This window comes from Sphingobium sp. Z007, assembly GCF_900013425.1.
GTDB lineage: Bacteria > Pseudomonadota > Alphaproteobacteria > Sphingomonadales > Sphingomonadaceae > Sphingobium.
Genome location: NZ_FBXK01000005.1, coordinates 774437 through 786506 on the forward strand (window position 1 = coordinate 774437; position 12070 = coordinate 786506).

A 12070-nucleotide genomic window follows, 5' to 3' on the forward strand; every position below is an offset into this window, starting at 1 on the left:
CATTTTCAGGCTATAACGCTAGGGGCCATTATATTTAGTTAGCTAACTAAGCAAAATAGGCCATGCGTTTCAACCGTCTCACTCCTTGTCTCACCATCCGTTCGGTTCAAGCCTGTCGAGAACCCGTGCGCCATGTTCTCGACAAGCTCGAACCGAACGGGGAGGGGGTCAACGCGGCGCCAGCCTAGTGATCCCGCCCATATAAGGCGTGAGCACATCCGGCACCGTCACGCTGCCGTTGGCCTGCTGATAATTCTCCAGTACCGCGACCAGCGTCCGCCCGACGGCCAGCCCCGACCCGTTGAGCGTATGGAGGAAGCGGGTCTGCTTCTCCCCCTCCGGCTTGTAGCGCGCATTCATCCGCCGCGCCTGGAAGTCGCCGCAGTTGGAGACGGAACTGATCTCGCGATAGGTGGCCTGGCTCGGCAACCAAACCTCCAGATCCCATGTCTTGCGCGCGCCAAAGCCCATGTCGCCGGTGCACAGCAGCATCTTGCGATAGGGCAACTCCAGCGCCTGCAAGATACCCTCGGCCGCCGCGCACATGCGCTCATGCTCGGCCTCGGACTCTTCGGGCTTCGCGATCGCGACCAGTTCGACCTTCTCGAACTGATGCTGCCGAATGAACCCGCGCGTATCGCGCCCGGCCGAACCGGCTTCGGACCGGAAACAGGGGGTCAGCGCCGTCAGCCGGATCGGCAGGCTGTCGGTCGGCACGATCTGTTCGGCGACCAGATTGGTGAGCGACACTTCGGCCGTCGGGATCAACCAGCGCCCATCGGTGGTGCGGAACAGATCCTCGGCGAACTTGGGCAATTGCCCGGTGCCAAACAGCGCCTCATCCCGCACCAGCAGCGGCGGGTTGACCTCCTCATAGCCGTTCGCGCCCGTCTGCGTATCCAGCATAAACTGCGCCAGCGCCCGATGCAGCCGCGCCATCGGTCCGCGCAGCGCGGTGAAGCGCGCGCCGGACAGCTTTGCGCCGCCCTCGAAATCCAGCCCCAGCGCCGGGCCGAAATCGGCATGGTCCTGCGGCGTAAAGTCGAACGCGCGCGGCGCGCCCCAGCGGCTGACCTCGACATTGTCCGCTTCGTCCGCGCCCTGCGGCACATCGTCGGCAGGCAGGTTGGGAATGGCGGCCAGCATCGCGGTCAGCGTGTCGCCGACATCCTTGTCCTGCGCCTCCAGCGCCGGCGCGCCTTCCTTGAGCGCCGCGACCTCCGCCTTCAGCGCTTCGGCCTTCTCCTTGTCGCCCGCGGCCATCGCCTGACCAATCGCCTTGCTCGCTTCGTTGCGGCGGGCCTGGCCCTGCTGCAACTGCGTCTTGATCGACCGGCTTTGCTCATCCATCGCCAATATCTCGGCGGAGAGCGGAGCCAGCCCGCGCCGGGCAAGGCCAGCGTCGAAAGCAGTGGGGTTTTCGCGGATGAAACGGATGTCGTGCATGGGGCAGTCCTATGCCGCTGCGCGACGGACCGCGCAACCCTGCGCGCAGCTCGTTCGTTGACGCCGTTCCAATCAAAAACAAAAGGATCGAGCGATGCAGATCGAACATGATGCGATGGTGCTGGTGGCGGATGGCCGCAAGATGCTGTTCTTCCGCAACAAGGGCGACGCGGCCTATCCCCAACTGGAAGCCGAAGAGGTGAAGGTGCAGGATAATCCGGCCGATCGCGACCAGGCGTCCGATGCGGCGGGCCGCTCGTCGTCCCCCATGGGCGGTCGCCAAAGCTCGATGGAACAGGTCAACTTTCACGATCTGGAGGAGGCGCGTTTCGCCACCGAGGCCGCAGACCTGCTCAAGCGTCGCGCCTTTGCGCAGGATTATGAAAAGCTCATCATCGTCGCGCCGCCGACCGCGCTGGGCGAGATGCGCAAACATTATCATAAGGAAGTGCAAAGCCGGCTGGTCGGCGAAATCGCCAAGGATCTGACCAATCATCCGGTGCCGGAGATCGAAAAGATTATCGCGGCCGCTTGACCCGTCCGGCCCTGACCCGTCTGGCATAAAACGAAAAAAAGGGGCGGCGCCCGATGCCGGGGCCGCCCCTTTTTTGTGGCAGGCGTCGCTTTTTAGGCGGCGGCCTGCCCCTTGCGTTCGGCGAACCGGCGGCGGGCGACGAGCGCCACGGCGGCCGCGCCGAACAGCAGCACCATGGGCGGCGCCGGAACATCGGTGCCGCCTGTGCTGCCGCTCGAACCCCCGCTCGAGCTGCTGGAAGAAGAACTGCTGGACGACGACGAAGAGCTGCCGCTCGACCCGCTGGACCCAGTGCTGCCGCTCGATCCGGTGCTACCCGTGCTGCCAAAGCTGGACGAGCCACCCGACGAAGAAGAGCTGCCGGACGACGAACTGGAAGACGACGATGATCCGGAGCTGCCGCTGGACCCGCTGCTGCCGCTCGACCCGGAACTCCCGCTGGAGCCGCTGCTGCCCGAACTGCCGCCGCTCGAACCGGGGTGACCTGGCTTGCCTGGCTTGCCGCCGCTCGATCCGCCCGAACTGCTCGACGACGAGCTGGAGGAGGAAGACGAGCTGGAGCTGGACGAGGAAGACGAGCTGCTGCTGACACCCGACGACGTCGAGACGTTGCCCGACGACGTAGAGACGTTGCCGCTCGATGTGGACACGCCGCCGGTGGAGGTCGACACGCCGCCCGTGGTCGAGCTGGTCGAGCTGCTGATCCCGCCGGTCGAGCTGCTGGTCGAGGAGATCACGACCGAGCCGCCCCCGCTGCCGCCACCGCCGCCGCCGAAGAAGCCGCCGATGAACCCGCCGCCGCCAAAGCCGCCGCCACCGCCCATCACGACCGGCACTGCGCCGCCGCCGCCCGACATCATCGGCATTTCGGCCATCGGCATCGGCGCGGGCAGGGGAATGGGCGCAGCCTGCGTGACGACCGTCACCGTCTGCGGCTTTGTGACCTGCACGGTCCGCACGACCTTACGCTTCACGGTGCGGACGGCCAGGCGCTTCTTGGGTGCGGCCTTCATGCTCTTGGTGCTTTGGACCACTGCCGGTCGCGCATTTTCCGCGACATGGACAGCGCCGCCGCCAATGATCGCCCCGCCGCAAGTGCAGGCGCACAATTTCGCCAAAGCCATCCGTACCGACATAGGATCTACTCTTCTCTTTGTTACCCCCGTGCCCCGCACTGGATATCCAGCGATGGGCGGACGGGAACTTCCTATGCGCATGAACGCAAAAGAAAGGGTTAACTGCAATCCCGTTAACCCTCAATATCATGTCTAAGTCGAGGGAAAAGCTGCCATTGACTGAAAGGAAATGGTTAACGTCCCACTATGAAACGGCTGGCGGGGCAAGGCTGAACGCGCAGGGGTGTTGCCAGGCTCGGCCTACCTCCGCCAGAGACTCGATGACAAGCGCCGTCATGCGTATGAAAAACGGCCCTAAGCACGCTGCGGGCGGTAGATTGCCCGCTTGTGTCGGTCCACGGCCATGGCTATGAGGCGGCACAATCAAAGTTTGGGCGCCCGGAACATCAAGCGCCGGGGCCTTACGAGTCGGAGAGCCAGATGGCATCGGTCCTGAATTCCGATAAAGACGGCGATAAGCCGCCCAAATCGACTGTAGCACTTCCCGCCGATTACCGGCCTTCGTCCGACGAAGAATTTATGAACCCGTTGCAGCTGGAATATTTCCGGCAGCGGCTGTGGGACTGGAAGAAGCAGATACTGACCGAGTCCGAAGGGACGCTGGCGGTGTTGCAGAACGAACCTCTGCGCGAGCCCGACCTCAATGATCGCGCGTCTAGCGAAACCGACTGGTCGATAGAACTGCGCACCCGCGACCGCCAGCGCAAGCTGATTTCCAAGATCGACTCCGCGCTGCGCCGTATTGACGATGGCGAATATGGTTATTGTGAAGTCACTGGCGAGCCGATCTCGCTGGGGCGTCTGGAGGCCCGTCCGATCGCGACGATGACGGTCGAGGCGCAGGAGCGCCATGAACGGCAGGAAAAGATATCGCGCGACGATTAACGCTTTTTCCATCACCCCGCGACTAGAATATCGGCATGCACCGCTTTCTCGATCGTGAGTTATTTGATGGACGACGAACAGGATATTTCGGGTAGGGGGCCAGCACGCGCCGCGCCGCGCGACAGCCTGTTCCTGCTGACCACGCTTAGCACGCCGGAAGGCGCGCCGCTGGGCAAGGCCCGCGTCCGCAATCTGTCCGCCACTGGCCTAATGGCCGATTGCGAGCGGGCGGTGCCCGCGGGCATCCAGATCATCTGCGACCTGCGTGGCGTCGGCAAGGTGACCGGCATGGTCGCCTGGTCGCGTGAGGACAAGATCGGCCTGGCCTTTGACGAACCGATAGACCCGCAACTGGCCCGCAAGCCTGTTGGCGCGGCCGCAACGCAGCATACTCTGGTGCCCGACTATCTGCGCACCACGCAGCATGGCATCAAGCGCCGCTGAGTCTTTTCCTCCTACGACATGAAAATGCCCCGCGAGCCTCTCGGCTCCGGGGCTTTTTGCTGTCCTGCGACGGGATATTCCGGTTGATCGAGGCGGTCGGACGGGCGGTCTTTGCCACCGCGTCCCGACCTCCTCCCGGAATGTTGCGCCAGCGATCAGTGCTGGGCCGCCAACTCCTCTTTCAGCCGCAATTTCTGCTTTTTGAGCGAGGCCACCAATATAGCGTCGGGCATGGGCCGACTCGATTCCGCCTTGATTCGGGCTTCAAGGCCGGCATGCTTGGCTGAAAGAGCTGAAACGTGGCTATTTTCCATGACATTCTCCTTACGAGGGCGATGGACGAATAAATAGATCATGATTCGGATGGCTTGTCTCGCCTGGATTCGGGCTTTGCGGCGGGCTGTATGAAAATTTGCGATGGTCCGCGCCGGCCTGGCGCGTTATCAGGCGTTGTTGGAATTATCGACGTGGAGGCAAAGGCGCGATGAGCCGGGAAGACATCATGCGCCGACTGGAATTGCTGCGGGTCGAGCATCGCGACCTCGACAGCGCGATCGCCGCGCTGGTGACGGCCGGCGGCGGTGACCAGATGCAGGTCGCTCGCCTCAAGAAACGCAAATTGCGCCTGCGCGACGAGATCGCGATATTGGAGGACGCGCTGGTCCCCGACATCATCGCCTAGGTGCCACCCTGTGGTAAAATGCGGTTAACGCCGCGCTAACCGATCCCAAATGGGACAAAGGGTGCGCGGACCGGCGCAACAGGCCTGACAAGGTTGCAAAAATATGGCAGCTCAATCCGATGCAAAGCGCCGCCTTTCTTGATCCTGGCCTCCACCGCCGACTGGTGGACGGACTCTATCTCGAAGCCATGGTCATGGCCGATGAAGCGCGCGCCTATTTCGACGGCAGGGCCTCGCTTGATGACGGCGTGGACGATCCGCTGCGCCGGGTCGCCTTCGCCTGCGAATCGTTGAAGGTGACGACCCGCCTGATGCACATCATCGCTTGGTTGCTCAGCCAACGGGCCTGGCAGCGGGGCGAGATCGAACAGGTCGATCTGTCGGACGAGAAATATCGGCTGGGCCGCGCCTCGCATACGGAGGCCGCCCTGGCCGACGATTTCCCCTTCGCCGCCCGCGCGCTGATCGACGCGAGCCAGGAACTTTACGATCGCGTCGCCCGGCTACAGGAGCGGCTGGACGCTATGACGACCTCCGCCGCCACCCTGGGCGTCAGCCCGGCGCGCGCGCTGATGGACCGGTTGAACACCGCATTCTGACGATTGGCCTGTAATTGGCGGCGATCGGCGCTGTCTGGGGCTGGCGTTCGCGCCCGCACTTGGTCTAGACCCACGCCATGACCGATGGTTTGCGGATACGACGCCGCTCTTCAGGCCGCCCGCACGCCGCCCGGCTCCTGCTTGCGCCGCTGCTTCTGGCGGCGCCCGTCGCCGTGCGTGCGCAGGAGACGCCGGCCGAGGTCGCGCCGGTCCCGAACCAGTCGCTCGATGCGATGCCCGATATCGGCGTCGATTGGCCCGACATGGGCCAGCCCGACACGGTTCCGCCGCTTCCCGAAACCCCGGTCGATACCACGGCGCAGGCTGGCGATCCCGCTGACCCTGCCGCGCCCGATGCCCAGCCGGTCGCCGACACGACCCCGGTCAACGCGGACGACGCCGTCACCTTCGCCGACGCGGGCGAAGAGCGGCGCTATACCGTGCTGCTGAGCGGCCTTGATGCCATCGCCGACGCGCAGTTCACCTTGCGCTTCGACGAACTCTCGGTGCTACGCCAGGGACAGGGCAAGTCCGCCAACCTCGCCCAGATCAATCGGCGCATGAAGGAAGATGGCGAACTGCTCGACCGGTTGCTGCGCGCAAAGGGCTATTATGCTGCGCGCATCCGCAGCGCCGTCGCCGTGCCCCCACCGGGCAGCGACCGGCTCGCCGTCACCTTCGATATTACGCCCGGCACCCAATATCTGCTGGGATCGGTCGATGTCACGGGCCTGGCCGAAACCGCCGGGCAGGAGGCGAGACTGCGCGCCGCCTTCCCGCCCAAGGTGGGTGATCCGGTCGATGCCGACACGATCCTCGCCGGGCGCGACGCGCTGGCGCTCAAGCTGTCCGAAAGCGGCTTTCCCTTCGCCAGGGTGGATGAACCCGAAGTGCGGATCGATCATGAGGAGCGCAAGGGCGACCTCGACATCATTGTCGCACCCGGCGGCTTCCGCCGCTTCGGCGCGATCCGCATGGACGACACCCGCCTGTTCGACGCCCATCATGCGCAGGAAATCGCCCGCTTCGATCCGGGCGACACCTATATGGCGTCCGATGTGGAGGATTTGCGCCGCGCCATCGTCGCCACCGGCCTCGTCTCCTCAGTCAGCCTGAAGCCGGTCGAAGCGGGCGATGGCGAGCATGTCGATCTGGCCGTCGATATTCGCCCCGCGCCATTGCGCACGATCGCGGGCGAACTGGGCTATGGCACGGGGGAGGGCTATCGCGCCGAAGTCAGTTGGCAACATCGCAACCTTTTCCCGCCCGAAGGCGCGGTGACGCTGCGCGGCGTACTCGGCACGCAGGAGCAGACCGCGTCCGCCACCTATCGCCGCAACAATTTCCATCGGCGCGACAATGTGCTGACCGGACTGCTGTCGGTCAGCAACATCAAGCGTGACGCCTATGATGCGCGCACCATCACTGTCGCGGGCGGGCTGGAGCGGACGACCAACATATTGTTCCAGAAGAATTGGGTGTGGCGGGTCGGCGCCGAACTGGTTGCGTCGGACGAAGCGGACGCCTTTTCCGGCGGCGCGCGCCGCACCTTCCTCATCGGCGCGATCCCTTTGAGCCTGACCTATGATGGCAGCGACGACCTGCTCAATCCCAGCAAGGGTTTCCGCCTCGGCGGCCGGATCAGCCCCGAATTATCGTTCCAGGACACGACCTTCGGCTATGCCAAGGTCCAGTTGGACGGCAGCGCCTATCAGCCGGTGGGCGAAAAGCTGGTGGTGGCCGCGCGGGCGCGCTTCGGCACTATCCTCGGATCGAAGGTCGATCAGATCGCGCCGTCGCGGCGCTTCTATGCCGGTGGCGGCGCGTCGGTGCGCGGCTATGGCTATCAGGCGATCGGGCCGCGCTTTGGCGAGGATGACAATCCGGTCGGCGGCAAGAGCCTGGCCGAATTCTCGCTGGAGGCGCGGGTGCGCTTCGGCAATTTCGGCGTCGTCCCCTTCGTCGACGCCGGCAATATCTCCACGACTTTCCTGCCACGCTTCCGCGACCTGCGCATCGGCGCCGGCATGGGACTGCGCTATTACAGCAATTTCGGTCCGATCCGCGTCGATGTCGGCACGCCGCTGAACCCGCAATCGGGTGATCCCAAGATCGCGGTCTATGTATCGCTAGGCCAGGCTTTCTGATGGCCGACGACGCACCCGCCGATCCGGTCGCCCCGCCGCCGCCCAAACCGCGCCCGCGCCGCGCTTGGGACGGGCGCTGGCAGCGTTGGCTGGCCGGGCTGTTGGCGGCGCTGGCTGTGATCGCGGCGGTCGCGCTGCTGTGGCTCGACACTGGCGGCGGGCATCGCTTTCTCGCCACCCGGATCGCGGGCATCAAATCGTCTTCGGGCCTGCGCATCCAGGTCGGCGGGATAGAGGGCAGCATCTACCGCAAGGCGGTTCTGCGCGACCTCATCCTGTCCGATCCCAAGGGCAAGTTTCTGGAAGCGCCCCGCGTCGAACTGGACTGGTGGCCCTTCGCCTGGCTGTCCAACCGGCTCGACATCGACCGGCTGGTGATCCCGCGCGCGACGCTGCACAAATTGCCCAAGCTCAACCCGACCCAGCGGCGCGGCCCGATCCTGCCCGGTTTCGATATTCGCCTGATGGAATTCTCGGTCGGCCGCCTGAATATCGCGCCCTCTGTTACCGGCCGCGCGCAGGTCGCGACCATGGCGGGCGACGCGGATATCCGCGGCGGCCGCGCCATCATCGATCTGGCGGCGCGCACGCTCGATGGCAGCGACGCGCTGACCATCGCGCTCGACAGTCGCCCGGACGATGATCGCTTCAAGCTCGACGTAACCATCAATGCGCCCAAGGGCGGGCTGTTGGCGGCCATGGCGGGATTGAAGCAGGATGCCAATCTGCGCATCGGCGGCAAGGGCAGTTGGAGCCAGTGGGACGGCCGCCTGTCCGCCACGCTGGACGGGGTGCCCGTCGCCGATGCCGTGCTGGCCGCGCGCAGCGGCGCCTATTCGGCGCGCGGCACGGTGGAGGGGAAGGCGATCGCGGGTAACGGGCTGTTGCGCCGCATCGCAGCGCCGCGCCTGACGGTGCGCGCCAATGGAACGATGGTCGACCGGGTGATCGATGGACGCCTCTCGCTCCGCTCCGCGTCGGTGGATCTCGCGGCCGACGGCGCGATCGACCTGCGCAACAATGCGCTCGACAATATGCGGATCGACGTCAAGCTGACCCGGCCCGAAGCCTTGCTCAAGGATGTGCGCAGCCGCGACGTCGCGGCCAAGATTAGGCTGGACGGCGCTTTTGCCGCGCTCGGCTATGAATATCTGCTCACCGCGCGCCAACTGACCATTGAAAAGGCGATCGTTAACGACCTGCGGGCAGAGGGTAAGGGGCGCATCACGCGCAACGGCCCGACTGTCATCCCCCTGCGCCTGCGCGCGCGCAGCGTCGATGGGCAGGGCGATCTGGTCGCCGGCATATTGCGCAATTTCCAGCTCCACGGCGTGTTCCAGATCAAGGGGCAGCAGATCGTCAGCAATCCCATGCAGCTGCGATCGGACAAGCTGCGCGGCAAGCTGGTGGTGATCGCGGACCTCAAGACCGGCCGCTATGATGCGGGCTTGGACGGCCAGATCGCCAATCTCTTCATCCCCGGTTTCGGCGTCGTCGACCTGACATCCAAACTGCGCGCCGTGCCGCGCGCCGATGGCGGCTTCGGCCTGTCCGGCCATGCGCTGGCGCGGGTGCGGCGGCTGGACAATGAATTTCTGCGGACCCTGGGCGGCGGCCTGCCGATCGTGCGCAGCGGGCTGGAGTTGCTGCCCAACGGCGATCTGGGGCTGCGCGACCTGCGGCTGGAATCGCCATTGCTGATGCTGAGCGGGCAGGGCGTGCGCCATCGCGATCAGAGGCTGTATCTGGAGGGCAGCGGTCGCCACGGCCGTTATGGCCCGGTGACGCTGACGCTGGACGGTTTGATAGACAAGCCGACCATCGACGTCACATTGGCGCGGCCGATGGATGCGCTGGGCCTGCGCGACGTGCGGGCGAAGCTGATCCCTGACGCCAATGGCTACAGCTACACCGCCAATGGCGGATCGACGCTCGGCCCCTTCATTGGCCGGGGCGTCATCCTGTTGCCGCCGGGCGGGCAGGCGGTGGTGCGGGTCGCCAACCTGGCCGTGTCGGGCGTCACCGCCAGCGGCGATATCCGCCCCATTGGCGGCGGGCTGGACGGGCAACTCAGCGTCTTGGGACCAGTCACCGGCTATATCGCGTTCAAGCCGGTGGGCGACAACCAGCAAGTCCAGCTCAAGCTGACCGCCAGCGACGCCGCCTTCGAAGGACCGACGATCATAGAGGTCCGGCGCGGCACGCTGGATGGCACCATATTGCTCGATCCGACCGGCACCACCGTCACGGCCACCGCACAGGCGCGGGGCTTGCGCGTCGGCGGCATCTTGCTCGGCCGCTTCGCCGCCAATGCCGAACTGGTCGATGGCAGGGGCAAGATACGCGGCAGTCTGTCCGGCCAGCGCGGCCGCCTGTTCGACTTGCAGGGGGCGGCGGACGTCCAGCCCGACCGCATCCGCCTGACCGCGGGCGGCACGATCGACAAGCGTCCGATCCGCCTGACCCGGCCCGCAGTGCTGACCCGCGCCGACGATGGCTGGCGTCTGTCGCCTGCGACCATCGCCTATGCCGGCGGATCGCTGCAACTGGCGGGCGAACTGGGCGGCGCGGCTACCCATATCGAAGCGCGGATGCAGAAACTGCCGCTCGCCCTGCTCGACATCGCCTATGACAATCTCGGCCTGGGCGGCATGGCGACCGGGTCGCTCAGCTACGCCCAGCCGCGCGGCGGCCTGCCGACCGGCAAGGCGGAACTACGCATCCGTGGCCTCTCCCGCTCCGGCCTCTCGCTCAGCTCCCGCCCGGTCGATGTCGGCGTCAACGCCGTGCTGACCGGCGAACGGCTCGCGACCCGCATGGTCTTCGTCGCCGACGGCAAGACGATCGGCCAGGCGCAAGCCTTGCTTAATCCGCTCGGCACGGAGGGCGGCCTGGCGACGCGCCTCAACCGCGCGCCCTTCTTCGCCCAGTTGCGCTTCAATGGCACGGCGGACACGCTCTGGCGACTGACCGGGGTGGAGATCGTCGATATCGCCGGCATGGTCGGCGTATCAGCCGACATGCGCGGCACGGTGGGCGAGCCGGTCATCACCGGCACCTTCGCTACGGACGATGCCGCCATCACCAGCCCAGTTACCGGCATGCGTCTGAAGGGCGTCAAGGCGCGCGGGCGCTTTTCCGGCGCGCAACTGGTGATTTCCAACTTCGCTGCGACCGCGCAAAATGGCGGGACCGTCAACGGCACCGGCCGCTTCACCTTCAACGGCATCGCCGGGGTCGGCATGGACCTGGCGCTGCAAGCCGACAATGCCGCGCTGCTGGAGCGCGACGACATCGCCGCCACCGTGACCGGCCCCATCACCCTGCGGTCGGACGGGGTGGGGGGCACGATCGGCGGTGACCTGGTGCTGAACAAAAGCCGCTTCACCATGGGCCGCGCCGCCGCCGTGGCGCAGATCCCCGAACTCAAGGTGGTCGAAATCAACCGCCGCGGCGACGAGATCGAACGGCCCCGCACCAACGTCCCCTGGGCGCTCGCCATCAAGGCGCGGGCGCGCAATCGCCTGACCGTCACCGGCCTTGGCCTCGACAGCGAATGGCGCGCCGACTTGGACCTTGGCGGCACCGTCACCAACCCCGCCATCGCCGGACGGGCGCAACTTGTGCGCGGCAACTATGAATTTGCTGGCCGCCGCTTCGAACTGCGCGAGGGCCGTATCCAGTTCGATGGCAGGACGCCGACCAATCCAACGCTCGACATCGACGCTGTCGCCGACGTCAGCGACTTGACCGCCACCATCCATGTCGGCGGCACGGGCCTCAAACCCGACATCACCTTCACCAGCATCCCCGCCCTGCCGCAGGACGAATTGCTCTCGCGCATCCTGTTCGGCACGTCGATCACCAACCTGTCCGCGCCAGAAGCGCTGCAACTCGCCTCTGCCGTCGGCTCGCTCCAGGGCAATGGCGGCCTCGACCCGATCAACGCGGTGCGCAAGGCGGCGGGGCTGGACCGGCTGCGCATCATCGCGGCCGACCCGACCCAGGGCCAGGGCACGTCGATCGCGGCGGGCAAATATCTCACCCGCAAAACCTATGTCGAACTCATTACCGACGGACAGGGCTATAGCGCCACCCGGATCGAATATCAGGTGACACGCTGGCTCTCGCTGCTCGGCGCCATTTCCACGCTGGGCCGCGAAAGCGCCAACGTCCGGGTTTCCAAGGATTATTGA

At 65.7% G+C, this 12070-nt stretch carries 11 protein-coding genes; 9 read left to right on the top strand and 2 right to left on the bottom strand.

Annotation, left to right across the window (positions count from 1 at the left end):
• Window positions 1-168: 168 nt before the first annotated feature.
• Complete coding sequence (gene serS, locus CEQ44_RS11770; RefSeq protein WP_088184345.1) at window positions 169-1446, bottom strand: serine--tRNA ligase; 1278 nt, start codon at window positions 1444-1446, stop codon at window positions 169-171.
• A 94-nt stretch (window positions 1447-1540) separates the two neighbouring features.
• Between serS and CEQ44_RS11775 the strand changes: the two genes are divergently transcribed.
• The 5 genes from CEQ44_RS11775 (at window position 1541) to CEQ44_RS11795 (ending at window position 4446) form a co-directional block, all read left to right on the top strand.
• Entirely contained in the window at window positions 1541-1981 is a 441-nt protein-coding gene (locus CEQ44_RS11775) for a host attachment family protein (RefSeq protein ID WP_088184346.1), read from the top strand.
• A 111-nt stretch (window positions 1982-2092) separates the two neighbouring features.
• On the top strand, window positions 2093-2464 hold the full coding sequence (locus CEQ44_RS11780) for a hypothetical protein (RefSeq protein ID WP_176400330.1): 372 nt from the start codon (window positions 2093-2095) through the stop codon (window positions 2462-2464).
• Window positions 2465-2470: 6 nt separating this feature from the next.
• Entirely contained in the window at window positions 2471-3253 is a 783-nt protein-coding gene (locus CEQ44_RS25080; protein WP_254913820.1) for a hypothetical protein, read from the top strand.
• 284 nt (window positions 3254-3537) lie between these two features.
• Window positions 3538-4002 carry an RNA polymerase-binding protein DksA gene (gene dksA / locus CEQ44_RS11790; RefSeq protein WP_088184348.1) on the top strand — a complete coding sequence of 155 codons (465 nt, stop codon included), beginning with the start codon at window positions 3538-3540 and terminating at the stop codon, window positions 4000-4002.
• A gap of 66 nt (window positions 4003-4068) precedes the next feature.
• Window positions 4069-4446, top strand: a complete 378-nt coding sequence (locus CEQ44_RS11795; RefSeq protein WP_088184349.1) for a PilZ domain-containing protein — start codon at window positions 4069-4071, stop codon at window positions 4444-4446.
• Between the two features lie 155 nt (window positions 4447-4601).
• Here the strand turns inward: CEQ44_RS11795 and CEQ44_RS11800 are convergent, their stop codons facing one another.
• Window positions 4602-4760, bottom strand: a complete 159-nt coding sequence (locus tag CEQ44_RS11800) for a YdcH family protein (RefSeq protein ID WP_088184388.1) — start codon at window positions 4758-4760, stop codon at window positions 4602-4604.
• Between the two features lie 170 nt (window positions 4761-4930).
• On the opposite strand from CEQ44_RS11800, the gene CEQ44_RS11805 reads away from it, so the two are divergent.
• The 4 genes from CEQ44_RS11805 (at window position 4931) to CEQ44_RS11820 (ending at window position 12070) form a co-directional block, all read left to right on the top strand.
• Window positions 4931-5128 carry a YdcH family protein gene (locus CEQ44_RS11805; protein WP_176400331.1) on the top strand — a complete coding sequence of 66 codons (198 nt, stop codon included), beginning with the start codon at window positions 4931-4933 and terminating at the stop codon, window positions 5126-5128.
• Window positions 5129-5247: 119 nt separating this feature from the next.
• Window positions 5248-5727: a DUF1465 family protein gene (locus tag CEQ44_RS11810; RefSeq protein WP_088184350.1), complete on the top strand. Its 480-nt coding sequence runs from the start codon at window positions 5248-5250 to the stop codon at window positions 5725-5727.
• A gap of 77 nt (window positions 5728-5804) precedes the next feature.
• Entirely contained in the window at window positions 5805-7874 is a 2070-nt protein-coding gene (locus tag CEQ44_RS11815) for an autotransporter assembly complex family protein (protein ID WP_088184351.1), read from the top strand.
• Window positions 7874-12070 (top strand): translocation/assembly module TamB domain-containing protein, encoded by a 4197-nt coding sequence (locus CEQ44_RS11820; RefSeq protein WP_088184352.1) that lies wholly within the window; start codon window positions 7874-7876, stop codon window positions 12068-12070. The genes CEQ44_RS11815 and CEQ44_RS11820 overlap by 1 nt, the downstream gene beginning before the upstream one ends.